The organism is Cohnella faecalis, assembly GCF_003570905.1.
Taxonomy (GTDB): Bacteria; Bacillota; Bacilli; order Paenibacillales; family Paenibacillaceae; genus Cohnella; species Cohnella faecalis.
In genome coordinates this window covers 207,596-234,084 of sequence record NZ_QXJM01000037.1, presented here as the reverse complement: position 1 = coordinate 234,084, position 26,489 = coordinate 207,596, and the positions used below count along the sequence as shown (strand labels likewise).

The 26,489-nt window shown below is 54.9% G+C and carries 18 protein-coding genes and 3 pseudogenes; 4 read left to right on the top strand and 17 right to left on the bottom strand.

From position 1 onward, the window contains the following. Window positions 1-73: 73 nt before the first annotated feature. From D3H35_RS12375 to D3H35_RS12345, 7 genes are all read right to left on the bottom strand, one after another. The gene (locus D3H35_RS12375; protein WP_119149654.1) at window positions 74-922 is read right to left on the bottom strand and encodes an AraC family transcriptional regulator; all 849 of its coding nucleotides are present in this window, start codon (window positions 920-922) and stop codon (window positions 74-76) included. 32 nt (window positions 923-954) lie between these two features. Then, window positions 955-1,638, bottom strand: coding sequence for a pentapeptide repeat-containing protein (locus D3H35_RS12370; RefSeq protein WP_199728510.1), 684 nt, complete (start codon window positions 1,636-1,638; stop codon window positions 955-957). Window positions 1,639-1,720: 82 nt separating this feature from the next. Next, on the bottom strand, window positions 1,721-3,670 hold the full coding sequence (locus tag D3H35_RS12365) for an ATP-dependent DNA helicase (RefSeq protein WP_119149653.1): 1,950 nt from the start codon (window positions 3,668-3,670) through the stop codon (window positions 1,721-1,723). A gap of 118 nt (window positions 3,671-3,788) precedes the next feature. Then, window positions 3,789-4,538: an ABC transporter permease gene (locus D3H35_RS12360; protein ID WP_119149652.1), complete on the bottom strand. Its 750-nt coding sequence runs from the start codon at window positions 4,536-4,538 to the stop codon at window positions 3,789-3,791. Then, on the bottom strand, window positions 4,535-5,458 hold the full coding sequence (locus D3H35_RS12355) for an ABC transporter ATP-binding protein (RefSeq protein ID WP_119149651.1): 924 nt from the start codon (window positions 5,456-5,458) through the stop codon (window positions 4,535-4,537). The genes D3H35_RS12360 and D3H35_RS12355 overlap by 4 nt, the downstream gene beginning before the upstream one ends. Before the next feature lie 114 nt (window positions 5,459-5,572). After that, a complete protein-coding gene (locus D3H35_RS12350; RefSeq protein WP_119149650.1) occupies window positions 5,573-7,612 on the bottom strand; it encodes a Na+/H+ antiporter in 2,040 nt (679 codons plus the stop codon). A gap of 111 nt (window positions 7,613-7,723) precedes the next feature. Next, on the bottom strand, window positions 7,724-8,614 hold the full coding sequence (locus D3H35_RS12345; RefSeq protein WP_199728509.1) for a LysR family transcriptional regulator: 891 nt from the start codon (window positions 8,612-8,614) through the stop codon (window positions 7,724-7,726). 131 nt (window positions 8,615-8,745) lie between these two features. Here D3H35_RS12345 and D3H35_RS12340 point away from each other — a divergent pair, with 131 nt between their 5' ends. Both D3H35_RS12340 and D3H35_RS34825 read left to right on the top strand, forming a co-directional pair. Further along, on the top strand, window positions 8,746-9,126 hold the full coding sequence (locus D3H35_RS12340) for a CidA/LrgA family protein (RefSeq protein ID WP_119149649.1): 381 nt from the start codon (window positions 8,746-8,748) through the stop codon (window positions 9,124-9,126). Then, window positions 9,123-9,814 (top strand): annotated as a pseudogene (locus tag D3H35_RS34825) (LrgB family protein). Before D3H35_RS12340 ends, D3H35_RS34825 begins: the two are co-directional and overlap by 4 nt. 45 nt (window positions 9,815-9,859) lie before the next feature. Here D3H35_RS34825 and D3H35_RS12330 read toward each other — a convergent pair. After that, a pseudogene (locus D3H35_RS12330) lies at window positions 9,860-10,755 on the bottom strand (radical SAM/SPASM domain-containing protein). 52 nt (window positions 10,756-10,807) lie between these two features. Then, on the bottom strand, window positions 10,808-11,227 hold the full coding sequence (locus tag D3H35_RS12325; protein ID WP_119149648.1) for a Fur family transcriptional regulator: 420 nt from the start codon (window positions 11,225-11,227) through the stop codon (window positions 10,808-10,810). 197 nt (window positions 11,228-11,424) lie between these two features. On the opposite strand from D3H35_RS12325, the pseudogene D3H35_RS12320 reads away from it, so the two are divergent. Then, window positions 11,425-12,886: pseudogene (locus D3H35_RS12320) on the top strand (catalase). Window positions 12,887-12,995: 109 nt separating this feature from the next. On the opposite strand, the gene D3H35_RS12315 reads toward D3H35_RS12320, so the two are convergent. From D3H35_RS12315 to D3H35_RS12280, 8 genes are all read right to left on the bottom strand, one after another. Then, window positions 12,996-13,472, bottom strand: coding sequence for a hypothetical protein (locus D3H35_RS12315; RefSeq protein ID WP_233567899.1), 477 nt, complete (start codon window positions 13,470-13,472; stop codon window positions 12,996-12,998). Between the two features lie 164 nt (window positions 13,473-13,636). Continuing rightward, window positions 13,637-17,713, bottom strand: a complete 4,077-nt coding sequence (locus tag D3H35_RS12310) for an S-layer homology domain-containing protein (RefSeq protein WP_147355823.1) — start codon at window positions 17,711-17,713, stop codon at window positions 13,637-13,639. After that, window positions 17,710-21,423 (bottom strand): fibronectin type III domain-containing protein, encoded by a 3,714-nt coding sequence (locus D3H35_RS12305; RefSeq protein ID WP_119149645.1) that lies wholly within the window; start codon window positions 21,421-21,423, stop codon window positions 17,710-17,712. Before D3H35_RS12305 ends, D3H35_RS12310 begins: the two co-directional genes overlap by 4 nt. Before the next feature lie 238 nt (window positions 21,424-21,661). After that, complete coding sequence (gene mobA, locus D3H35_RS12300; protein ID WP_119149644.1) at window positions 21,662-22,309, bottom strand: molybdenum cofactor guanylyltransferase; 648 nt, start codon at window positions 22,307-22,309, stop codon at window positions 21,662-21,664. Window positions 22,310-22,348: 39 nt separating this feature from the next. Next, window positions 22,349-22,831, bottom strand: a complete 483-nt coding sequence (locus tag D3H35_RS12295; RefSeq protein ID WP_119149643.1) for a hemerythrin domain-containing protein — start codon at window positions 22,829-22,831, stop codon at window positions 22,349-22,351. A gap of 49 nt (window positions 22,832-22,880) precedes the next feature. After that, the gene (locus D3H35_RS12290) at window positions 22,881-23,417 is read right to left on the bottom strand and encodes a DoxX family membrane protein (protein WP_119149642.1); all 537 of its coding nucleotides are present in this window, start codon (window positions 23,415-23,417) and stop codon (window positions 22,881-22,883) included. A 356-nt stretch (window positions 23,418-23,773) separates the two neighbouring features. After that, entirely contained in the window at window positions 23,774-24,892 is a 1,119-nt protein-coding gene (locus tag D3H35_RS12285; protein ID WP_119149641.1) for a PAS domain-containing sensor histidine kinase, read from the bottom strand. Then, entirely contained in the window at window positions 24,885-25,538 is a 654-nt protein-coding gene (locus D3H35_RS12280; RefSeq protein WP_119149640.1) for a response regulator transcription factor, read from the bottom strand. The genes D3H35_RS12285 and D3H35_RS12280 overlap by 8 nt, the downstream gene beginning before the upstream one ends. A 163-nt stretch (window positions 25,539-25,701) precedes the next feature. Between D3H35_RS12280 and D3H35_RS12275 the strand changes: the two genes are divergently transcribed. Beyond that, on the top strand, window positions 25,702-26,451 hold the full coding sequence (locus tag D3H35_RS12275; protein WP_233567907.1) for a Crp/Fnr family transcriptional regulator: 750 nt from the start codon (window positions 25,702-25,704) through the stop codon (window positions 26,449-26,451). Window positions 26,452-26,489: the final 38 nt, after the last annotated feature.

Sequence of the window (26,489 nt, the reverse complement as noted above, 5' to 3'; positions counted from 1 at the left end):
TCACTCCCCTATGTAAATTCACATTTATCATACTAGCGAAGCGAGAATTAGCCTATACCAAGAAGGAAGTCAATTATGGATTAATGTCCGTTTTGGTCGCATTCGCCCGGTAAACGCTTGGCGAAACGCCCTTCACTTTGTGAAACATTCTGGAAAATAACAGCGGATCCCGATAGCCTACCGATCTCGCCACCTCGCCTACTGTCAGCGTTCCCCCGCCGAGCAGCTCGCATGCCTTGTCCATCCGATAACGAAGCAAATATTGCATAGGAGGAACATCGAGCGCTTTTTTGAAAATGGCGCTTAAGTATTTGCGGTCGAGGCCGAGACTTTCCGCGATTTGTTCGATCGAAATGTTGTCGCTGTAGTGGGAACGCAAACATTCCAACGTTCGATGCACGTACTCCTCTTGCCGCCCCGGGAGCGCCGCCGCGCTGGACACTTTAGCCGATATTTCGATCCATGCCGCCAAAAATTCATAAAAATGAGCTTGAAGCCGCAAGTCTCTCGCTACGCTCGCCGTCGATGATAACGTCAGTTGTTCGTAGAGCGCGGGCATCGTTTTTTTGTCCATTGTAAATACGGGCCTGTCAGCGGTTATTACCGTCCGTTCAAGCAGCGCCGCGACATCGGTTCCTGCGAAGCCGATCCAGGAGTACGTCCACGGCTCGGCCTCGTCCGCTTCGTAATAGTAGACGACGTTCGGAACGATGAGAAAGCCTTGACCCGCAACTAGCGAATAGGTTTGCCCTCCGACCCGAACTTTTCCTTTGCCGTCGTGAACGAAATGAATTTTGTACACATCGCGAACGCCGGGTCCGACCGCATGTCCGGGAGAGCAAGCCTCCTTGCCCCAGAACAGCAGATGGAGCCGCGCCGGCGTCTCGGCAGGACGAAACGGATTGTACTGGTATTCGGCCATCGTATGCACCTCCCGCCCACGCGCAATTGCCGTTACGACTTGATAATGAGACCGAACAAGCTGGCGAACACCGCCGCTTGACCTTCGTTAATGATGCAGCCCCGCAAATCCTCCGCTTCGACGCCTAGCACGGTAAATTCGCAATCGCTCAAATCGATTCCGTCCAGCTTGGTCCCTGACAGCTGCGCTCCGTCAAGGTTCGAACGCTCCAAATCGACCTTCAGCATCGTCGAGCTGTAAAAATCGGCATGGCGAAGCGAGCAATCCTCGAATTTTACCTGCTTCATATCCGCGTACCGGAAATTCGCGTAATCGCCGGAGCACGATTGGAAAAGGACGTACCGCAACGTAGAGTCCGACAAATCGAGCCCCATCAGCTTGCAATTGCGGAACTCCGCCCGATGAATGTTGCATTCTCGAAAGCTCTCGTTGGAAAAATCGCATTTTTCGAAAATAACGTCCGTAAATTCGGCATTCGAAAAAGCGTTGCGCGAAAATGTGACGTTCGTAAAGATCACGCTCTCGAAGCACGCTCTGTCGGCTTCCTGGCTGTCGATGAGCCGATCGGAAACAAGCCCCATCCGTACCGCCTCCTCGCGCTGAAATTCCGCAGGCAATTCGACAGGCAACAACGCTTGCGGAATGCGGGGACTTTCCCATTTGGCCGTTCCGACGCTCGCTGTGCGTTGACGCGCATTTTTCGCGGTGCTTTTCATCGTTATCGTCTCCTCCTCATTTTCATTCGGTCGATAATGAAGACAAAGCCCGATCGCTCAGGCTTTGTCGTAAAGAAATGCGCTATACGTTCTTCAAAGCTACTCCTTCGGGAAGCAAAGCTTCGATTCTCTCTCTTAACTTCGAGTCGTCGTGAATTTCCTCGCTAAGAATGGCGACGAAGCCTCTATCGTCTCTCGAACGGATCAATCGGCCCATGCCTTGCTTCATCCGAAGCAGCATATAAGGCATGTCCACTTCCTCGAAAGGCGAAGCCGCAGCTTGCCTCTTAGCCATGTAGACCGGATCTTGCGGCGGATAAGGAAGCGACCAGACGATAACTTTGTTGAGGGACGGACCGGGAATATCGAGCCCTTCCCATAGGCTGACCGCGCAGAGAATGCTGGCTTCGTCGTTCTGGAAATCGGAAATGAGATGGCTGATTTCCCGATCCCCTTCGAACAGGATACGCTTGTTCGCGCACTCGGAATACGAAGAAATCGACGCCTTGAACCGCTGCAGCTCCTCTTTGGAAGGGAACAACACCAGCGCTCCTCCGTCGGAGCCGCCAAGCAGACGGGCAGCAGCCGTCATTTTATCCGTGAAGGCGGCTCCTCCCGGAGGCCATGTCGGCGCCACCGCTTCCATCTGATCGGCGTAATCGTAAGGCGAATCGACGCTGAAGGACAAATAATCGCCGATGCCGAGACTGTCCGCTACATAGTCGAACGAACCGTCTACCGATAGCGTCGCCGAAGAGAAGACGACCGGAACGTTAGAGCCGAACACCCGCTCTCTTAACACCTCTTTGACCGCTCTCGGCATAATGACCAGCGTCAGTCCTTCCGAGCTGTCCGTTGCCCAACATATCAAGGAAGCCGACTGCTGGAACAGGCCGAGCGCTTTCTGGATCATCTCCAGATGCTCCTCCACGATACGGAGCTGGTAGTCGTCCAGCGTATACAGCTCGCTCTCGAACACCAGCTCCTCTTCGATCGCTTCGATGACGCCGCGAAAAGCGGATACGTCGCGCTGAAGTCTCTCGGTAATCATGATGTGCTTTCGATCCGAACCGGCGATAGCGACGCTTTGGCGCGACAGCAAGTCGAACAACGCTTCGCTGCGGTCGATAGCTTCGTCGATAAGCACAGCCAGCGATTCGCGAATCTCGTTCTGCAGCAATCGGGATACGAGCTGCTCGAACACGGAATGCTTCAACCGGTAAGTGAGCGCCTTCTGGGCGGCGGCTTCCAGCAGATGGCCTTCGTCGAAGACAACCGACGAATGCTCCGGCAGCAAAGGCAGCTGGCCTTCTCTTTTGCGCCCTTCATAGGTCCATACATGCTCCATGTAAAAGTCGTGCGAGCAAATAATCAAATCGGCCGATTGCCGATAATGTTCGCGGGACAGCGTCTGTCCGCATCGGTGCCTCCGCTCGCATACGAAGCAATCCTGAAACGGGTCCCAGCTGATGCTGTTCCACTGCTCGTCGTTCAAGTCCGGATATTCCCGGCGGTCGCCGTATGCATGGAACGTCTGCATCGCTTCGAATTTGTTAACGAACGAAGGAAGCCGGTCATGGATATCCTGATAAGCCTCCACATACTCAGGGCCGCCTCTCGCTTCGTCAAGCTTGACGAGGCACAAGTACTTGTCCGGCGACTTGCCCAATCTCGCGTCGATAGCCAAGCTCAGATGTTGGGCAAGCTTGGCGACGTCGCCTTCCGGCTTTACGAGCTGTTCGATCAAAGACTCGTCCGCGCAAGCGATAACGGCGGGCTTGCGGGTGTATCGCGCATAACAGATGGCGTATAGCAAATAGACGAGCGTCTTCCCGGTTCCAACCCCCGCTTCCGCGAAGATCGTCTTCTTCTCCGCGAACGCGCGCTCAAGCTGGAAGGCCATGTAAATCTGCTCGTCGCGAACCTCGAAGCCCGCTTCCGGCAATATATCGTAGAACACGTCTGCGATCCATTCTCCCGCCTGCTGCAGAAAGGGCTTGGCATGCTCGAATTCAAATGGGTAACGGCTCACGGCTGTTGATCCTCCACGAAAATCATATCGTGACATTATCACACGATTCTTCGGCAAAAGCAAAGACTTGACGAAGCTCGTTCCAATGTGTCAATACGCTGGAATTACCGTTCCGCGCCTACCGGTTCTCCCAACGAAACAATCGCAGCGCCAGCACGCCGCACACTATAGCGAATCCGGCCAGCACCGCCAATTGCGCGCCATAGCCCGACACGGAATGCCCCTGCCATACGCCTTGCGCCAGCTCGACGAAATAGGTCATCGGAATCGCCTTGCTGATCGCCTTCATAAATTCCGGAAAAATAGACAGCGGCATCGCGATTCCGGACAGAAAGAGCATCGGAAAAAAAATCGCCATGGCGACGCCGCTAGCAGCGCCCGGCGTGCTCACTAGCCCTGACAAAGCAAACCCCAGACAGAAGCAGCCGATGGCCCCGATCAGCATGACCAGCAGCAGAAGAGCCGCTCCTCCGAACGTAATGTCGATGTTCCATACGAGCTTGGCGATGACGATGACTTCGATCGCTCCCAATACAATAAGTACGAGTCCTTGTATGAAATGGGACACCAGCACCGCCGATTTGCGAAGCGGAGTTACGCGAAATCTCCGTAAAATGCCGCTCTCCCTGTACGTGATCATATTGATGTTCAACGTAAATACTCCAACGGATAAGACGCTCATCACGCACAAGGCCGGAACGTAATAATCGATGTATCGGGTTCCCGGATCGGCTCCCGCCTCTTCTCCGAATAACGATCCGAAAATAAGCAGCATGAGGACAGGGTAGACGAGCACCCAGAATATCGTCATCCAATCGCGCAAATACAATCGGAAATCAAAAGCGATCAATCGGAAATAGGCGCTCATACCGCTGTCCCTCCATGCCGCTGGGTAAGTGCCGTAAATACTTCGTTCATCGTCGCTTCTTCCAGACGGAGCCCGCTCACGAGCCAATCTTCCTTATCCGCAAGATGGAATAGATGCTTGAGCGTCAAATCCATATCCGTCGTCTGCAGCCTGACGATTTCCGCTTCCCATTCGACGCCGACGACATTAGCGAGGCTCTCGAATGCGGCCTTGCCCGACTTGCCCGGGTTTTTGAAGCTAAGACGCTTCGTCCCGCCAAGCATCGTAATAAGCTTATTCGGAGCGTCGAGCGCGATTAGCCGGCCGCCGCTAATAATAGCAACGCGGTCGCATAGCGCCTCGGCTTCCTCCATGTAGTGGGTGGTGACGACGATCGTTCTTCCCTCCTTGCGGAGCTTGAGAATGGTCTGCCACATCTCATGCCGGGCATTCGGATCGAGCCCCATGCTCGGTTCGTCCAGGAAGACGATTTCGGGATCGTTGATTAGCGACAGCGCAAGCGCGACCCGCTGCTTCCAGCCGCCGGAAAGAGATTTGTACATCGCATCAAGCTTGTCGTCCAGACCGAACGAGCGGGCAACGGCTTGTACGTCGGCGGACTTGTCGTAGAAGGAGGAGAATAAGCGGAGCAGCTCCCCTACCCTTGCTTTTCCCGGGATCGAAGTCGACTGGAGCAGCACTCCGATTTTTTGCTTGATTCGATCGGCTTCCTTGCCTATATCCATACCCAGCACCGCAGCGGTGCCGCCATCGGCTTGACGCAGCCCTTCGATAATTTCGATCAGCGTCGTCTTTCCCGCGCCATTAGGACCAACGATGCCGAATATTTCGCCCTTGCCGATTTCAAGCGTCAAATCGTCGACAGCCAGCTTCGCGCCATACGTTTTCCGAATTTTATCCAAGCGGATAACCGGATCCATGGGAAACTCCTCCTCGTTTGCTCTGGACAGCAGAGTCGCTCTGTCCTTCAGAGTAATCAACGATTCGGATATATTCAAGTTACTATAGGATGATTCTGGAAAAATACGTAGCTGCTACATCTCGTCCTGCTCGAACATCGCCGCTTCCCTGTCGCGAATCATCCGACGGAGGTCTCCCGCGATCTCGCGCGATATTTCCCCTTTTTCGAACAGCGACTGCACCTCGTCCCTCTCCGCCTGGATCGCCGTCCACCGAAGCTCCTTTTTCGCATCCAAAAAGGCAGGATCCGTTCGGCCTGTCGTCAGAGACGTCCGGCTTAACCGATCGACCACTTCATTGTAGAACGTTACGATCCCGTAGGATTCCTCCTCGTTGTCCGCGCACCTTATCTTGTTCACCTCGCGGATGGCAGCTTGGCACGTCTGGATTTTCGCTTTTCTCAACGTTTCGAGCTCATTGCCGGAAAGCTTATCGTCCGTGCTCCGTCTGCCGGGTGTCAATCCTGCCTTTATTCGCCGAAAAAGCAGCTTGAACGTCATTTTCCAGAGATGCGTCCGGTTCGACACGATTAGCTCCGCCTGATCCAGTCTTTTCATCAACCTGGCGGCTTGCTCGCGATTGATCTCTTCATCCCGGAGCATATTCCTCACGTATTCCCGTTCAGCTCCAATCGCAAGAAGGCGCAGCTCCGTCTCCGTTTCCCGGGATCGGGTCGGTCTTCTTCCGCTGTCTCCGCTCGTCCGCGCCTCGTGAATCCATTTGCGATAGTCGGCGATGACGGAAGCGGCCGCGGCTTTATGCTCGTGTTCCTCTTTCATCAGCATCACCGCTTGAACGGCTGCCTTCAACACTTTAATTCGGATTTCCCGCTCGTTCTGCTCCGCCTCGGCGCTCGCTTCCGAGCCTTTCTTCTTGGCGAGCAGGGGCAGCAGCACGCTTGCCGCGATGAGCGAGAGCAGGATAACCAATGCGGCTAGGAACAGTATGAGGTTGCGTTCGGGAAAAGGGCCGCCTCCCTCGACAACGAGCGGGATGGAGAAAGCTCCAGCGAGCGTAACCGCGCCGCGTACACCCGAGAACGAAGTCATGACCAGCATCTTGAGGCCGAGCGGCTTCTTGTCTTCATTGCCGCCGAAAAATCGGGGCGTCCTCGTAAAGGCGAATAGCCAGCCGAAGCGTAGAGCGATGAGCATAGCGAAAATAGCGACCGCATAGCCGATCACTTTGAAGTTGTCGAAGGCCGGATCGCTCAGAATGACGCGGGAAACCCCTGGAATTTGCAGCCCCAGGATGACGAATACGAGACCGTTCAATATAAAAAGAATGACCGACCACGTATTGTCCGACACGGTCTTCAAGTTGAGAATCGGCGATTCCGTCCGATCGCGCTCGATCGCATGAACGATTCCGCCCGCAACGGCAGCCAAGATGCCCGACATTCCGAGCTCCTCCGCCGTTATGTACAGAATGAAGGGCGTTAAAATTTGAATGAGCATATGCATTGTGACGTCTTCCATGCCCGAACGGCGGAGCAGCAGTCGTATCCAGGTGATGAGAAAAGCCAGCGCGGCGCCGATTGCGAGACCGCCCAATGAAATAAGGACGAAGCTGACCGACGCTTTCGGAAGCGAGAACACGCCGGTCACGGCGGCCGCGATGGCGAACTTGAACGCGACAAGCCCCGACGCGTCGTTCATGAGCGCTTCGCCTTCCAGCAGACGCATCATGCTTTTCGGCAGATGGATTCTTCCGGCGAGGGCGCTTACCGCAACGGCATCCGTCGGCGACAAAATCGCCGCCAGCCCGAACGCCGCGGGCAACGGAATTGTCGGGATCATGCCGTGAATCGCATATCCGACTGCGAATACGGTGATGAACACAAGACCGACCGCGAGCAGCAAAATAGGCGCGCGCAGCTTCCACAGCTCGTCGCGCGGCGTATGCTTGCCGTCATTATAGAGAAGCGGTGCGATGAACAGCACGAAGAACAGCTCAGGCTCCAGCGGAAGATGAACGCCCGACGGCAGTACGGCGACGACGATGCCTAGCGCGATTTGAATAAGCGGTACCGGAATGAACGGAACATACCGGTTAAGGACATTCGATACGCCGATTAAGCCCAGCAGAATAAGGACGGCCAAGAACGTTTCCATTTTTGCATCTTCCTTTCAGGATCGCTGCCCGACGCTTGGTCCCGCCGCGTCGCCAATGGCAAGTAGTATTTCCAGCAAAACAAATGAATGCGCGCTCGTTCGGCGAGTTTGTCAAACGTTCGGGTAGAACGTCCGAACGAAACGAATCCACTCCCGGGCGGCGAACGACAAATAGCGGTCTTTGCGCCAAACGAACGCTAAGCTCCATGGAATAACGGGGTCGGCGAGCGGCAATACGGTTATCCGATCGGGCGACATTCGCCGGCAGATTATTTTCGGAAGCAGCGATATGCCGAGCTTGGCGGCCACCAAATTGCCGATAAAATCCCATTGCGACGACTCGCACACGATTCGCGGCTGGAAGCCGGCGCCCAAGCAGGCTGCCGAAATTCTCCCGTGAAGCGCGAAATCTTCTTGGAACAGAATGAAAGCTTGCCCCGCAAGCTCCTTCAGCGTCACGCTTTCCCGGGACGCCAACGGGTGCCCGACATGCACGATAACCGCTAGACGTTCGTCGGCGATCGGGATCGTATGATAAATGTGTTGCTGCTTGGTCGGAAGAAGCACGACTCCGATGTCCAGCGCCCCGCTCTCGATATCGTCCTCGATTTTTCTCGCGCCGGATTCCATCAATTCGAGCGAAATGCCGGGATATCGCTCATGAAATCGTCCGATTATTTCCGGAAAATACCCCGCTCCCGCCATAGGCGGCAGCCCGATGCGAAGCTTCCCCTTCTGAGCGCGAGCATCGGGATTCAATCCGGTTGTCAAATTTTCGAACGACTGGACGATGTCTCTGGACTGGGCCAGCACCGTTTGGCCGTCGTTCGTCAGCTCCGCTTTTTTGCCCGTACGATCGAATAGATGGACTCCGAGCTCCTCTTCCATGTCCTTGATCGCTTTGCTGATCGTGGGCTGGCTTACCCGGAGCGACTCGGCCGCCTGCGTGAAGCTTCCCGTCATGGCTACTTCGATGAAATACTGCAGATGGCGAATATCCACTGGAACAGCTCCCGGTCATCAAAGTTATGAATATCTAACATTCCACATATGTATTTTACCTATGAAAATAACCGGCGTATACTTTCAATGACAACGAAACAACGGAACGACAACGGAAAGAAGGACATCTTATGAAAGCCGTCAAAAACAAGCTCGTCGCCGCGCTTCAAATCTCCATCCTCTATGCGTTTGCGTTGGTGCTGGATCAGGCGGCGGAAGCGTGCAAGCTTCCGATTCCCGGCAGCATTATCGGAATGGCGCTTCTGTTCGCGCTGCTCCGGACAGGCGCGATCAAGCTCCGCTGGATTGAAGCGGGGGCCCGCTGGCTCATCGCGGAGATGCTCTTGTTCTTCATCCCGGCAACGGCGGGAATCGTTCAATTCAAGCATCTCCTTCTATCGAACGGCCTCAGCCTCCTGCTCGTCATCGTCGTCAGCACATTCGTAGTCATGCTGACAGCCGGAATGCTGGTCGACCGGATCGGCAAACGGAAGGAGCAGGCTGCGGGATGATGAATGCGATGAATGCCATAACCTTCCTATTGCTAACCGCACTGCTTTACGGCGGGGCAAAAAGACTGTATCGCGCGAAACCGGCAATCGTTCTGTCTCCGCTTCTGGTGACGCCGATCCTTCTCATCGTCATTCTTGCAGCGGGGCATATTTCGTTCGACGACTATAACGAAGGCGGCAAGTGGCTGACCCGCTTGATTAGCCCGGCGACCGTCGCGCTCGCGGTTCCTTTGCACCAGCATTTTGGCGTTTTGAAAAAGCATGCGAAGGAAATCGCGCTCGGTACGCTCGGCGGTTCCTTGATGGGCTTTCTGTCCGCGCTTGAAATATCCGTCTCCTTCATCTGAACGATTCTCTGCTCGCGGGAATTATGCTGCGCTCGACGACGACCCCGGTCGCTCTGGCGATATCGTCCCGAATCGGAGGCGCGTCCGCGATTACCGCCGTTATCGTGCTCATCACCGGGTTGCTCGGAATGACGACTGGCCCGTTCGTCATTCGGGCGCTGCGCATCCGCAGCGAATGCGCCAAAGGCGTAATGATGGGGACGAGCGCTCACACAGCCGGCTCCTACAAAGCGTTCGAGCTGGGTGGCGGCTTGGCCGGAGCGATTGCGACCGTCTCGATGCTTGCAACGGCTTTCCTGACGCTAGGCTTGCTCCCTTGGATAATGGACCGTTTCGCATAGAGTGCCGCGCTCTGCCCGCTTGCCGAAGCACAAGAAAAGCCCGCGCTATGCGCGGACTTTCGCTTCCAAGTCGAACCTTCTGCGGTAGCCGCACTTGCGGCAAAGCTCTTCGACGACTTCTCGTCTGGAGAAGCCGTCGTACAAGCGGTTCGCCCGCTCGCCCTCGATAATATCGGAGAAAGCCGTCTCGCCTATGTTGCCGAGGTTAATGACCCCTTCCCCGTCCAGACAGCAAGGAATGACCGTGCCATCGAGCAGTACGCCCGCTTGATTGCGCAGCCCGTGACAGAAGCCGATGCCGTCGTCCTCGTCTTCCTTCAAATCCGGCCATTCGAATTCGTGATCCTGATTCAGGTAGACGCGATCCGCCAGCTTAATGCCGCCGCCGCGCACGAACTTCTCCTCGATTCGGAAATCCAGCGCGAACTCCCGTTCCAGCATTTCGACGATTTCCTTGTTTCGCTTGCGCTCCAGGTTGGTCCGTTGTCTTTGGTCAAGTTCCATAGACGGAAGGAGACGAACACATCCGGCTGCTTCACTAGCTCCTTGGCGAACGACAGGACGCTGGCGACATACCCGTCTTTGTCGGTTGAGCCTTCGTGTCCGTCGAAGCTGTGGAGAGAAAAGTTCATTTGCCGCAGCGCGGGCTTATCCAGAAGCTTATGCCTGTTTTTCTCGATCAGCGTGCCGTTCGTCGTAATATTCACCTTGAATCCTTTGGCGTGGCTTATATCGAGAATCGCGTCAAGCTTCGGATGAAGCAGCGGTTCTCCTTTGACGTGCAAATAAATATGATTCGTATGCGGCTTAATTTGATCCAGCCGATGCGAGAACTCGTCGAGCCCGATAAAGCCTTTGGCCCTCTGAGTCGGAGGACAGAAGCTGCACGCCAGGTTGCAAATGCTCGTAATTTCGATATAGAACTTTTTGAACGTTTTCATGAACGGAATTAATCTCCAATCGAATGCTCGAATGCGAAAAAGATCATCTCCATTATAGCACCTTAGAGCAGTTTGGACAGGTTCCGTATATTTCGATGCGGTAGCCGTCGACGACAAACCCTTCCTGCAAGCTCGAAAAAACCCGCGGCAAACCCGGCTCCCCGGCTTCCATATCGAATATTTCCTTGCACGACTTGCACGTGAAATGCCAATGCTCCGCTTGGGCGAGCTCGTAATGACTGACCCGGTCGCTATGCGTAAGCTCGGTGACGAGTCCATGCTCCTTCAGCAGCTTCAAAGTGTTGTATACGGTTGCGTGACTGACGTACGGATACCGCTCTATCAACCGGCAATAAAGCTGGTCGGCCGTCGGATGCCCCATTTCATAAAGAAGCTTCGTTACGTGAGCCCGCTGAGGAGTCATGCGCAGCCCTTTCTCTTTGAACTGACGCAGCACCGATTCTACGCTCATCGTCCATCCGCCTCCTTTATTATTTATTATAGATGGAAAGCATTTATAATCAATATTTATTTATAATTATTATCATTAAATATTGACTATAATATAAATTGCCCTTACAGTTAAATGAGCGACCTTTATTGTTGCATTCGCCAAGACGATTACTATGCGTCTAATTCTACCCATACGGAAGGAGAATGAGTGTACGCATGACGAGACTAACGACCAATCAAGGAGCACCTATCGGCGATAATCAAAATTCCAAAACGGCGGGAGTTCGGGGACCGACTCTTCTGGAGGACTACCAGCTTCTGGAGAAGCTGGCCCACTTCGATCGCGAGCGCGTCCCGGAACGCGTCGTTCACGCCCGCGGCGCCGGAGCTCACGGCGTATTTACGCTGACGAACAGCATGAAGCGTTATACGAAAGCCGCTTTCCTGCAAGAAGCGGGTATCGAAACTCCCGTGTTCGTCCGTTTCTCCACCGTTATACATGGTCAGCATTCCCCGAGACGCTAAGGGATCCTCGTGGATTCGCGATCAAATTCTACACCTCGGAAGGCAATTACGACGTAGTCGGCAACAATCTTCCGGTCTTCTTCATTCGCGACGCCATGAAATTTCCGGACATGGTCCATTCCTTAAAGCCCGACCCGCGCAATAACATTCAAAATCCCGACCGTTATTGGGATTTCATGTCCCTTACGCCGGAGTCTACGAATATGCTCGTTCATTTATTCTCAGATGAAGGCATTCCGGCCAATTATCGTCAGATGAGAGGCTCCAGCGTTCATGCCTTCAAGTGGATCAATGCGTTCGGCAATTCGGTCTACGTCAAGCTGCGCTGGGTGCCTAAGCAGGGCGTCGCCAACTTGAGCGCGCAGGAAGCGGCGGCTATTCAAGCGAACGATTTCAACCATGCGAGCCGCGATCTGTACGAAGCGATCGAGCGCGGGGACTATCCGGAATGGGAGCTGCACGCGCAAATTTTGGACCCGGCCGACGCGGACAATCTCGACTTCGATCCTCTCGATCCGACGAAGGATTGGTTCGAAGACGTCATTCCTTATCAGCTCGTCGGCACGATGACGCTCAACCGGAACCCGGACAACGTATTCGCCGAAACCGAGTCGGTTGGCTTCAATCCCGGCGTTGTCGTCCCGGAATCGAGCCTTCCGAGGATAAGCTGCTGCAAGGCCGGCTGTTCTCTTACTCGGATACACAGCGTTACCGGATCGGCACGAACTATTTGCAATTGCCGATTAATTGCCCGTTCGCCAAGGTCGACAATAATCAGCGGGACGGCGCTATGCCAGTCGGACAGCAAAAGTCACATATCAACTACGAGCCGAACCGTTACCAGGATACCCCGAAGGAGGATCCGGCCTACAACGATGCGCCGACTCCTCTGAACGGAGCTGCAGGACGTCAAAAAATCGAAAAAACGAACGATTTCGGGCAAGCGGGCCAAGTATGGAACCGTTACTCCGAAGAAGAAAAAGCGGCCGTTATCGCGAATTTATCCGCCGATCTGGCGTCGGTAACGGAGTCGACGAAGCTGCGGGCGATTTGCAACTTCTATCGCGCCGACGCGGCGTTAGGTCAAGCACTCGCCGATCGCTTGCAGGTTGATCTCGCTCCGTACTTGAAGCATTTGGTATCCCATGGCTGATCGAGAGATCGATTCCGACAAAGCCCCGGCCGAACGATTGGCCGGGGCTTTGTCGCGCTCGCGGGCACAATAATGCATCCATGAGCGCCATAACGAACGCAGCCGGTTTTTAACAATAAGCCACTTCAAAGCACGACCCTAGCGGCACCATCTCGTAGAGGTATTGACGAATAAGCTCCTTTTCGATATCGGTCAGCGCCGTTGCCGTCTGAACCTTCAGATGGATGACGCCTCGGAACGAATCGTATTTGTGAATCGTCATTTCCCCGTTTACGAACATATCATTAATGATGTTAACTATTCCGTACAGCGTCAAGCCACGGCTCATGGCCGCTTGCGTAATCGGCTCCGGCAGCTCATATACCGGAGGAACCTGCTCCTGCCGAATCATCGGATAGGCTTTCACTTGAAAGCAGACATAGGGGAGTAAATGGTCGGAGGCGAACTTTTTCAACTCGTAGATTTCTTCCTCGGGCAATTGCAATTGCTCGTTCCAGGCGTAGATGGTAGCCTTATGGCTCCCGCCGGTATGGATTCTGACATATCTGAGATGCGGATAACGGCTTTTAATTAAAGATTCTGACAATAAGCGGGTTCCCACGGTTATCACCTCATTCGAATTCGATTCTCGATAGGAGATCCAATTTGGTTGCGCTTACAATGTACCTTTATTATATTCGGTTTTTCGAATTTTGGACATAAAAAATGAGGAGCCGGCTCTAAAATGCCGACTCCTCTTCGTTTGCGTTTCTACATCTTGTTTTCGAGTTTTTCCGCGATCCGTTTCAGTATCGTAACCGCTTGGCCGCGCGTTGCGACTCCGCCCGGATTGAACCTGGACCCGCTTACCCCTTGCGCAAGACCCGATTGAATCGCCGCAGCGACATCCGAACGCGCCCAATCGTGAATCGCGTTCCTATCTTGGTAAGGCTCAAGCAGGCGACGCTGCTCCTCCTCGCCCGGCGCGGCGCCGGATTCGCCTGTAATCTGCTTGTAGGCTCTCCAAGTCATCGCCGTCATTTGCTCCCGCGTGACGAGCTCGGTCGGCTCGAAGCGTCCGTTGCCGTCTCCCGCGATCAGTCGAGCGGCGGCCGCCGCTCTGACCGCATCGTAGTACCAGTCCCCAGGCTTCACATCGGCGAAAGACGGTCCTCCTTCGACCGGGGGCTTCAGACCGAGCACGCGAGCGAGCATCGCCGCAAACTCGGCGCGCGTCACCTTCCGATCCGGCTTGAACGTCTCCTCCGAATAGCCGCTGACGAGCATCCGGGCAGCCATCCAATCGATTTGCGCTTTCGCCCAATGGTTTGCGATATCCGCGAACTCGCTGACATAAGTCATAACGGACAAATAGTTCGAATCGCGGAGCGCGAATTCAATATTTCGGCTTTGAGAGTCCGCTGCGCCGATGACATGCGTCCATTGCTTCTCGCTCGCGTTATAACGGTATAGACCTGTCGTTCCTTGACGCGCCGGAGGTTCTTTGGCCAGCTCCCATTTTACGAACACGGCGTTCGGAACGGCCAACGGAAGAACGACGACACCACCCTCCGCCTCCGCTTCCACCGCGAACTTGTACAGACCGGATTGCGGAATCAAGCTTCCGAACCTAGCTTTCAGTCCGTCAAGCCAACTGCGCTCTTCTTGCACGGATGCACGCCGAATAATGAAGTGTACGGCGGACATGCGATCCGTCACGTTCGTTGTCCATGCCGAGGGCTGAACGAGAACGGTTTGATTTCCGGCTTGCAGATTTACCTTCAATTGCGATTGCGCCAGCTCTCGGAAAGCGTCGATCGGAACTCGAACGTCATAGGAATCCGCGTTCTCCGGCACCTTCACGAACATTTCATCGCCGCTAACCGCCGATTTTAGCGCGTCTCTAACCGTTTCCGCCTTAATATCGATAACGACGCCCGTTCGTCCGTCGGACTCCGTCTTGGAAATCACTTTGGCGTTATGGCCAATGTCCCCTTTATCGCCTGTCGGCGATTCCGTGCCTGTACCGGATCCGGTACCCGGTCCGGGCCCCGGGCCAGGATCCGGATCGGATCCGTTCCGTTGGACGATGAGACTGTACGATTTAGCGATGTCCGGATGATTGGCAGCTTGCGCGAGAATGACGATCTTGCCGTCCGTCGGAATTTCGACGGATCGCTCGACACCGCTCGCAAGCGGCACTCCGCTAATGGAGAGCTTTCCTCCCGCCTCTGCCAAGGTCGCTTTCAGTTGCAGACGGGTCGCCGATGCGGCAACTTTCACCGTATAAGAGAATTTGTCGCTTGCGAACGGCTCCGTCATCGTTCCTCCCGCAATCGTTAAGCCGCTGAGAGAGGCGTTCGGACCGGCCAATTCGACGGACTTCGCTTGAGACGGATTGCTTAATGCGTCAGATACGGCGCCTTCCTTGGAATTGAGCTTCAACCCAGCTCCGTCGGACAACGGCCGGGACAGGGTCAAGATAACCGCCGTCGGCTGCTCGTTCCCTTCCGGCCGCTCGACGACGGCGGACAGAATAGCGCTATTTATTCCGATACCCTCACCGTTTAGTCCCGTTAATTCGAACGACTCGGGACTCAGAAGAACGTCACCGTCGATCGGTTCGTCGTAATAAACCTTAATGACCGTGTTGCCGCTCGCCGCCTCCGCCTTCTCCGGCAGCGGGCCTCGCGTATCCTGCTCAACGGCTATCGCCGACTTGGCGACGGTGTCCAGCATAACGCTTCCCGCGTAGCTGACGATCGTCTCCGGAACGACCTTGATCTCATAGGCATCTCCGGCTTGCAAGACCGTCGCGCCGGGAGTGAACCGGATTTTGCGCGACCACTCTTGATCGCGGCCGGGGTTCTTTTGCTTTTCCACGTATGCCGAAGTTCCTTCAACGACGGCTCCGTCCGGTCCCGTCACCGTTATTTCGGTTGCGGGAATCGCGGTCGTCGTACGCAAATATTTGCTGAACTCGATGTCGATATAGCTGCCGCCTTCGCCCGCATAAGCTTTAACGTCGGCGACTGTCGGAGAAGCTTTCGATACTAGACCGGCATTCACATCGAAGTGAGGAGGCGGCACGGTCAATTCGGCGCTGCCGGCCGGCTCATACCCCGCTTTTTCCCATACGACCTTCCATGTTCCTTCAGGTACGTCCCATCCGTAGCGGCCTTCTTTGTCCGTGAATTGAGGATTGATTTGATCGTAATCCCGCGCGTCGGACCAGACGGCCCACTTGCCCGATGCGGAATCTTTGTAAAGAACGGTCGCTTTGACGCCTTCCAGCCGATTTCCTTCGACCGCTTCATACACATAGCCGCTCGGATCGTAAATCCACTTCATGCGGGCTATTCGCTTCAACCTCTTTTTATAAATGTTCTCTTCATCGAGATCGTCGTAGCTGTCGTCCATGCAATTTTCCGTCGGCGTAGGTCCGGCCGTCGTAATTTTGTCGATTTGCTCATCGACGTAGCTGTCGATTTTGTTGGACACATACTTGCCCGCATATCCGCCAATAAAACCCACGGGTCCCTCCAGCATCATCGCGCCCGTCCAAGCCCCGATCGCCGTCTTCGCGATTTCGCCGCCTACCGTCACGAGTAACGCTTTGCCAGCCTGCTCACCGGTCATCTCCATATTTTCCGGACACACCGTCGCAGCTTCGACGTTGGACATGATCTTATTGATTTTGCCCGCGTACTCGCGGTAACCCTTGTATTGCTCCTTGATATCGAAAAGCGGACCGGAAGCTTCTTTCGCAATCATCGCATAGTCTGTCGACACTTGAATCATGCCTTGCTTGTAAGGGGACGGATCAATCCCCATATCGTCGAGAATTTCCAAAGGATCGACTTCGTCGAACGAGGCGAGCGACTTGACCTCGCCCTTCGATTTGCCTGCGACATCCTCCTTGTCGAACCCGCTGCCGGAGACGCTCGCGGGAATAAGAACCGTTTTCGGGACGTAGCCTTTCATTTTGACAACGAAGCCGTCCGCCGTCTCCTTCGCCTCGAAGCTGACGTTATACATAAGAACGCCTGTCGCTTCGGCTTTAACGATCTCCTCGACCGTCGGCCTGTAAGAGTTCGGCGTCAAGTCGATCGTCTGCTTTGCAACCAATCGCATGTTCGGAACTTGCGGGAAATCGAATACTGCGCTGCCCGAATAAACATTGTCCTTCAAGGTGAAGGGCGTCTTCTCGACGAGCTCGAAATCTCTAAGCTTGGCTGGAAGCGATTGCCGCGTCTCCTCGTCCGTAGGAATTTCACGGCTAACGACAACCTTCGGCTTTACCGTGTCGTAATCGACGTAGAGACCGCCCAAAGCGCCTCTCGTCGTAGGCACCGTCGCTCGGAACAAGCCGTCGGCTCCGCGTTCGGCCGTTACCGGGCCGCCGATTTGACCGCCCAAATAGACGGTGACGTTCTTAACCTTATCAGGATCGCTGAATTTCAGGTTGAACGCGAACGGGTTGCCGGGTACGACCGTGTAAGGCAGTTGGGCGATTCCATTCTCCACGTTCAGGCGCAGCCACTTGCCGTTCGGGTATTGAGCCATGGCGACCTCTGTCAAAATCGGCTGACTTTGCTCGTAGTGAACGAGCTTGTGCTCGGACTGCAGCGTCTTTGCACCGGATACCGATTGGGCCCACAGCAGGTGATCATCGGAGCCTGCCGCACTGTCCAGCGTAACCGTGCCTTGCCACGTTCCAGCGGCTGACGCTTCCGCCGTGCCGATCAGCACGTTGTCGTCATAGATTCGAACGCCGCTTCCGGCAGGAGCCAGACCGACGACCTTCACGACGTTAGACGCCACGCGGTCCGGCGCTTCAAGGGTCATCCTCGGAACGTCAAGCTGGACATATCCCAATGACTCGCTGATCGAAGCTCCCCGGCAGTGCCTTCGATCCGCGCCGTCAGCTGCGCTTTGCCGAGGCTGAAGTTGTCGTCCAGCTTCGTCTGCAAAGTAACGGTCCCCGAAGCTTTTTGCTCCAGATTGCCTAACGCAATTTCAAGCATACGGTCTTTCAACGTTGCCGTGCCGACGGTTCCGTTAACCTTCACGGGAATCCGGCTGCTTGAATCGGTAACGGGCCGGATCCCTCCCGGCAATTCGATGCTCAGAATCGCGTCCGCAACCGCGCCCTCTCCGCTGTTCCGGTAAAACGCCCGCAAATTAACGGTGCCGCCGGGAGACGCTTCAATCGGCTGCGCAATAAAGCCGTTCGCCGTAACGTGACTAAAGTAGCTCGAAGGCTGGAGCGCAATCGTTCCTACGTTCAGCGTCTCCTGCTCCTTGACGACGAGCTGCTTGAACGCTGTTTCCTGCTTGTTCGTCGTTGAGTTTCTCCGATTCAATTCGAGGCGGTAAGTGCCTGCTTTCGGCGCATGAATCGCGAATTGGGAAGTTCGGAAACTTTCCGAGCCGACATGCCGCAGATTGTCGCCGTCCACTTCGTACAGATTCGCGTAAGTCCACGCTCCCGTTTGCGCTGCGACTTGGCCTTCTATGAGTCCGCCCTTCTCTTCGATCCAAATATCTGCGACGCCGTTCGCGTTCTCGTCCAGCAAGATCGATTTGCATTCGGTGACGGACTTGTGCAGAACGCCGGACACGCACACTTCGATGTGTTCCCCCGGCTGTCCTTGGAACGAAATCGAATTCTGATAATAACTCGTGCGAGAGCCGAACTTGGAATTCAATTGCGCCCTGAACGCCAGCTGCTCCATATCGATCGGCCCTTGCCATTCTCCGCCGATCATTTTGACATGCACTTGAAGAACGACCATCCCTTTGTCGAACATCTTCACCGGAATGTCGAGCGTCGTCGTTTCGTCCTTGACGACGACTGCTCGCAAGCCTTCGGCCGAATTGTAATGATAGGAAGATTGGGCGGCTTGAATCGCCGCTTCTCCGGCGAACAGCGTCAGCGAATAAGTCCCGTTAAGATCGGTGTACGATTGCTTTACGACCGGCTTGCCTTTGTACGTTTGGGTTGCGGTTACGAGAGCGTTGAATACGGGCTTGCCTTCCGGATTCAACACCTTGCCCTGCAGCTTGCCTTCCGCCGAATGCTCCAGGGCAATTGGAATTTCATTGTCTCCCGGCTTCAACGAGATCGCCTTGTCAGGCAACGGCTCGTAATTCGATTCTTCCAAATGGACCTTAGCCGTGAGCTTCTTCAGGTTGTCGCTCACTGCCGTCCACGACGTAAGCCCATTTGCGTCGCTGAGGTAGTCCGCCAGCAGTTCACTCCCAGCTTCGTCCCAGACATCGATTGTGATGCCGGGAACAGGCTTGCCATCCTGATCGGTCACCTTGAATCGGAATTGCGCTTCTTGTAGGACGGTCATGGACAACGACTCGCTCATGCCGCTTTCTATAAGCACGCCCGAATTCGAGGCCAACAATTTCCCGTTGGCGGCGATTAATTGAACCTCGTAGTCCGAAGCGGCAGCCAAGCCTTCCACGATTACCGGACCGCTTCCGCTGAGCGTAACGACCTTATAGTTTTTACGGCTCGGACTGACCACCGTGAGGCGAGCTTTGTCGATGCTTACTTCCCCCGGATTATCGAATGCGAGCTTCAAGTTGCCGCTGACGGCTCGCGGAAGCCCTTCCGCCTGCTTCTCAATCGGCCCGCCCGCAGCTCCGGTCATAATCGCCGATACCGATGTCAGCTCCGAGATGCCTTCCTTGACGGAAAAAGCAGCGGCATAATCGCCGGATCCGGCGGCCGTTTCATTCAGCTTCAACGTTTCGGATACCGTTCGGGCGGCGGGAAGCCTCTCTCCGGCATCGTCCAGCCATGAGGCATACGCGATCGTTGCCGTTATCGTTCGGCCGGTCTTCGCCTTGCTCGATATCGTAAGAACGCTGTTCGTATACGGCAAATTCCCCGTCGCAACCCGGTCGAATACGGCAGCCAGCTCGAAGGTCCGATCGTCAGCTTCCGTTGTTAGAACGATCGTCGGTCCGCCGCTGCTCGCAATATCGTCCTCGTTAACGGCCTCCACACGGAACAAATATTCCGTTGCAGGTGCGAGCTCCGTCGCCGTATAAGAAGTTTTCGAGCCATCCACGGCAGCGATCAATTCGTCGTTCGCGTATATGCGATACTCTTTAATCCCAATCGCGTCGGACGCCGGCGTCCAAGTCAGCGTCGCCCGGTCCGTCTTCACTTCCGAGCTCTCCAGCTTGCTCCCTGCCGGCCAAGTCGGCGCCTCCCCGTCGATTTTGGAGGCGATGAACAGTCCGATCATCGGAAACTCTTCTCCGGTGCCCGGATCGACAACGGTGTAGCCGGCATTGAAGGCTCCGACTCCGGCTCCCCCGCTAAGAGCTAAATCGGTGAGCGGCAAAGTCAGCTGTTCCTCCGTACCCGAGATCGTAACCTCCGACGTGCTGCGAGAATTCAAGTCTGCGATCATCGACTCGTCGAAGTCTTCGGTATCCGGCGACGACTCGTAGGCGACATACGCTCCGTCCGCCCCGACTTTAGGCTCGAAGCTGTCATAATCGTTCTCGGTGCCATCCGGCGCGACGGATACACGCTCGACCGATCCGTTCGATTGACGGTAAACGTAAATGTCCAGCATCCCGTTCGTATCGTCATCCGCCAAAGCCGCGTAAGACTGGAACGCAACGATTTCCCCATTGGCGCTTATCGAGGCGTGCCCGCTTTCTTCCGCGGATTGGCTTCCCGCTGCGGTTACGCTAAGGAGCTGCGCCTTCCGTTCCGAGCGGTCGAACAAGAACACATCCGTATTGCCGTTATCGTCCCCCTCGGTCAAGAAAGATGAGCTTGATTCGAAGGCTACGAACTTCCCGTCTGCGCTGATCGAAGGCCTCTCGCTGTTGCCGGAGCTGATTTCGTCCGGATCCTCTGACGTTACGGCTTTGCTTATTTGCTCCGTCAAACCGCTCTCCCGGTCGTAGACGAAGACATCGAAATTATCCGAATCGCCCGCCACGATATCCGCAGCGGAGGAATCGTAAGCGACGAATCGCCCGTCGGCGCTAATAGACGGATTGTCGCTCATGCCCGATGCCGGCAAACCGTCCGGCTGCTTGCTAATAAGCTCGACCTCTTGCCGCTTCCTATCGTATACGTATACTTGGGTTTCCTCGACTCCCATCAGCCTCGTCTTGCCCGAATACGCGAACCATCTTGCGTCAGACGACATCGCAAAACGGACAGGCTCCTTGGCATCGACGCTCTTGAGCAGCTCTTCGATAGTTCCGGTCTCCCGGTCATACAAGACAAGCTTCGAATGAAGCTCGCCTCCGCCCGCGCTTCCGACGTACTCGAAATTAATAAATGCAACGTATCTTCCGTCCGGCGTGATCCGAACATTGTCGGCCACGACTGGAATCCGCTCGTCGTATACGCGGACAAGATGATTCCAACGGGCACCGTCCGCCGCCAGCCCGGTTCCTTCCGTCTTGCCGATTGCACGACCGTGCGGCGATTGCTTGGCGGCGTACGCTTGCGCCGTCCCCCGAGCACGGTGCTGGCAAGCAGACAGACAGATAAAAAATAAACCCATGCCCGAAAGCCTGCATTTCCTTTACGCTTCCCACTCATTTCGAATAGCCTCCCCATTTATCGATACCATGTGTATCATTTTACCGGGTGCAGACTATTCAACAAGTGACCGCCGTCGTCACATTAGTCAGTACAATGTGGTGACCCTCGTCATATGACAACGCTTGGAATAACGCATCGTTCGGACTAAAAAAAAGCAGCGGTCTCCGTTATGGAGACACGCCGCGTTGTTGTCCGGACTATTCCTTTAGGGAGCCAAAAGCGAGCTCCAGCGCCCTCTCGTACTCTATCTGATCGTCGAAAGAATAAGCGAAGCTTCCCGCTAACCCTTCCCGTTCCGATGCTCGTTCCCACGAGTCGGCCGGCAATCCGTACCAGCGAATCGCTCCCATCAAATCGGTAAGCTCGCCTCGTCCTTCTTCCAGCGTGGATTGCACCTTATCGGCGCAGCGCGTGTCGTATACGCCGTGAAGCGGAACCGGCTTTCCTCCCAGAACGGGCAAAACGGCATCGAAATGATTGCCGAATCGGCCTGCCATGACCAAGCGGGCGGCCGCCTCTGCCGATATAAACGGCATATCGCTGCCGACAATCCAGACGAACGGGTTTCTCGCCAGGCGCAGCGCCGCGTGGACGCCGCTCATCGGACCGCTGCCCGAATAGGAGTCGGTAATGATGCGAACCGAATGATCGAGTATTCGAAAAAAAGGCTTCGGGTCGTTCGTCACAACGACGACTTCCCGGCATATTTCCTGCATCGCTTGAATTTGCCTCTGAACGAGGGGCTCGTTGCCGAACGGAAGCAGCGCCTTCGACCGGCCATCCATCCCGGTGTTAGGCCCCCCCGCCAGAATGGCGCCCGTCACTGTGCCGGCGAGTCCATTCATCGCACATTCCTCCTTCCTTTCCCTTGAACGAAAGCTCCATTATAGGCTGCCTAATTCGATATGATCCATGAGCATTTCCGTAACCGGCAAAAGCACCTCGTTCTCGATTCGAAAATGCTCCGAAACGATTAGTAGGCACTGATGCAAGCAAGTCAGCGTCTCGTCGGTAAGAGCCCCCTCCGCCGATAGCTTCACGTATTCCGCGTAATACAGATCGGCGATTTGGCCATCCTGCTCAAGAACGGCGATCGGGCCAGCCCGACCGCCGGTTAACGGTTTTGCGATGGGATAGATTGCTCTGCGTTCCTTGTTCAGAAGCCGATGCCAGTTGCTCATGAACGCTCGGAACCGTTCGTCCAGCTCCTCGTGCTGCCGCTCCCATCGCTCGTAATCGAAGCTTGATCTCTTGCGCTGCACGTAAGCGCACAGCAATCGCACTTCGACTTGGAGCTCCTCATGCTCGGCTTTCCACTGATCGTATTCCCGGTACAATTCCAGCATCGGCGGATTCGAATGCGGCATTGTCGTCAGCACCTCTCTTTCTCATTCAAAGGGAATGATGTCCCCCCCTTTATCCTGTTACGTGGCCTCCGCCGCCGGCAGCCTTGCCGGCAAACAGCTTTTTCCATCCTTTGCGCAGAAGCGGAGTCAGGTAGCGGTCAAGCCCGAAGCGTCCTGCGTTGGCACCTGCCGTAAATACGATGAATCCGATGAGCAGCAGCCATGGATTCGTGCTTACCGTTCCGGCGAACAGGAAGAGGAAGTTCAGCAGCATTCCGAACAAGCCTGCCGTAAGCGTGAGTCCTCCGACGATCAGTCCGAGCCCGATTAAAAATTCGCCGACAGGAATGAGAAAGTTAATCAGCTTGACGTTAGGCAGCGCGAAGTGGTCCAGAAAGTATGTGTAGTTCGGAAAAATCATCGCGCCCGTCTCATGATCGGCAACCGGCTTCGTCACCGCTCCCTTCAAAAATCCTCCGGCGTTGAACGCATTGTCCGCCGTCAGCTTATGCCAACCGGCATCGAGCCACTGCCAGCCCAGATATATCCTTGCCACCGTGACCAGAACCGCCGCCCATACATTTTCCCTGTACCATTTCATGACCATTACGGCCAACTCCCTCCGGGTGTTGAGATTAGGTTTGCCTTACAACCCCAGTATGAAGGAGAAGCCGCTCCGTGAATGTGAAGTTTGTCACTATCCTTTCGTCTAATTTGTGAATACGGTCGTTGTTCGATACTATCCTTTTGACCGGGACGTCCCATTATCCCTTTCGTTCAGAAAACGGCTCTCAAGACGAAAACAGCCCGTTTCTGACGCGAAGGGATAATGGTACAAAATCAAAAACACTAGCATTTTCCCAAGCAAAAAAAGCCGACAGGAGCTTACACTCCCGTCGACGTTTATTGAAGCAACTGCTTTAGTCGCTATTATTTAATTACATTAATTAATCACATTAACTTTTATCGTTTTACAACGGGGATTACCAGTTTGACGGTAGTGCCTTGCCCCGGCGAGGAAACAATCGATAGCTCGCCCGAGACGGCTCTCGCCCGTTCCTCCATCCCGAAAAGACCGACTCCGCTCCCCTTCGATTCCTTGTTAAATCCGATGCCGTCGTCCGAGACGACAGCCTCGATCAGATCGTCCCGCTCGCGCAGCGCAACAACGGCTTCCGAAGCGCGGGCGTATTTGCCGATATTCGTAAGCGCCTCCTGCACAACGCGGTAAATCGTCGTCTCTGCCGACAGCGGCGGTCTTGCGCTCAGCTCGCTGTCGAAGCGGACGTGAATGCCGTAGTAGCGGCTAATATGTTCGGTATAAGTGCGCAAAGCGGGCACGACGCCCAGATCGTCAAGCACGGAAGGACGCATCTCCCAAGCGAGTCCGCGCACTTCCGTCATCAATTGAGTCACATCCTGCCTAAGAGCGTTCAAATCCGGGGAATCGTTGTCGGAGATCATTCGGTCCAGCGATATTTTCAGAGAAAACAAGCTTTGACCGATGCCGTCGTGCAAATCGCGGGAAAACTGTTTGCGCTGCTCCTCTTGAATGTGCATGATTTGGGACACCATCGTCTGCAGCTCTTCCTCCGTCTCCTTCAAGCGGGTCACTTCATGACGAATCGCCAAATATTGATAGGGCTCTCCCCCATCGCCGACAAACGGAACGATTGTCGTATTCACCCAATAGTATCGGCCGTCCTTGGCCCGATTTTTGATGTCGCCCCTCCATACGCGCCCGGAAGATATCGTGCTCCACAGCTCGCGCATGAACGATTTATCGTGATGTCCCGAATTAATGATCCGGTGATCCTCGCCCAGCAGTTCATCCCTACCGTATCCCGATATCGCGCAAAATTTGTCGTTGACGTACTGAATTTTCCCCTTGCGGTCCGTAACGGCCACAATCGACGCCTCGTCGAGAGCAAGCTTAACGTCGACAAGCTGCTTGAGCGAATTTTTCAGCCTGACGCGAATCGCTTCGTCTTCGACCTGGGCGTCGAATTCCGCCAGCAGCGAAGCGACGTGCGCTGCGCTGCTCTCCGGCCCGAAGGGGTTTAGGCTCGCCGTGTCACTCATATGTCAGAAGCCCCTTTTTCAAGGCGAATTTGACCAAGTCCGGCTTCGTCCGGATTCCCAGCTTCTCCATCAGGTTGCTCTTATGCGTCTCTACGGTTTTCACGCTTATTTGAAGCAGCTCGGCTATTTCCTTGTTGGAATAGCCTTGGGCGACCTTCGCCATAATTTCCTTCTCGCGCGCCGTCAACGAATCGTAAGCTCCCGAATGGTCGCCGTGCTTCAGCTTCTCCAAATAATCTCCCATCAGCTTCTTCGTCGCCGTCGGGTATAAATAAGCGTTGCCGTCCGCGATGTTTCGAATAGCCGCCAGCAGCTCTTCGTGCGGCGCGCTCTTGAGCAAGTATCCGGAAGCTCCCGCTTTGATCGCGCGGAACAAATATTCATCGTCGTCATGCATCGTCAGAATGAGAACGGACGTGTCCGGCAACCGCTTTTTCAGCTCGGAGGTTGCGGTGAGCCCGTCTTTGCCGTTCGGCATGCTCAAATCCATAAGTACGACGTCAGGGCGAAGCTCCTCGCCCTTCCGTATCGCTTCGTCTCCATCCGCCGCTTCTCCGACGACTTGCATGCCATGCTTGCCGTCCAGCAGCAAGACGAGACCTGATCGAACGACCGCATGGTCGTCCACTACCATAATGCGAACCATCCGTCTTCCCCTTTTCGAGTACGCCTTTAGACACATTTTAGCATATTACGCTCGATCCAAGGGTTTTCCCCCATGAAGATCAGGTTTTTCCCTGATAACGTTAATTCGCAAAGACGAGTATGATAAAGATGAGAAGGTCCGGAAGGAGTTGGATGCATTGGCTATGAACGCCATGGAAGCCCATCGGTACGAGCTCGCCGCAAAAACAGAAAATCCGCTTGGAATCGCCGCATTCTTCTCGGAAGAGCAATTCGGGATGCTTGAGGAAATCATGTATCCGAAACGCGCATCCGCAGGAAATTGCGTATTCCGCGAGGGAGACGTCTCCGATAAGCTCTACTACATTCGTTCCGGCAAAATCAAACTGAAAAAAACGACCGAGGACGGCAAAGAGTTCATTATCTCCATCCTCCAAGCCGGCGATCTGCTCTGCGAGCCGGAGGACGGCATGACCCAGCAGCATAGCTACTGCGCGGAAGTGATGGAGCATACGGAGCTTGGCGTCATTCAGCGGAAGGATCTCGATATTATTTTGTACCGCAACGGCGACTTCGCCATGCGGTTCATGAAGTGGATGGCTCTCCTGCACCGGATTACGGAATCGAAATTTCGTGATCTGCTGTTGTTCGGCAAGCCGGGCGCTCTGGCCTCCACGCTTATTCGTCTGTCGAACTCTTACGGGATCGCCTGCCCGGAAGGAATTCGGATCAGCCTCAAGCTGACCAATGCCGAACTGGCGGATTTCATCGGAACGACCAGGGAAAGCGTCAACCGGATGCTTAGCGCCTTGAAGGATGACGGTGCGATCGAGCTTCGGAAAGGCTACATTGTCATTCTTAGCCTTGAGAAGCTTCGCGGCATTTGCCATTGCCCATCTTGTCCTCAATGTCCGAAGGAAATATGCCGCATATAAATTTTTGCTCGTTCAACCAAAAAGCCGATCCCTGCCGG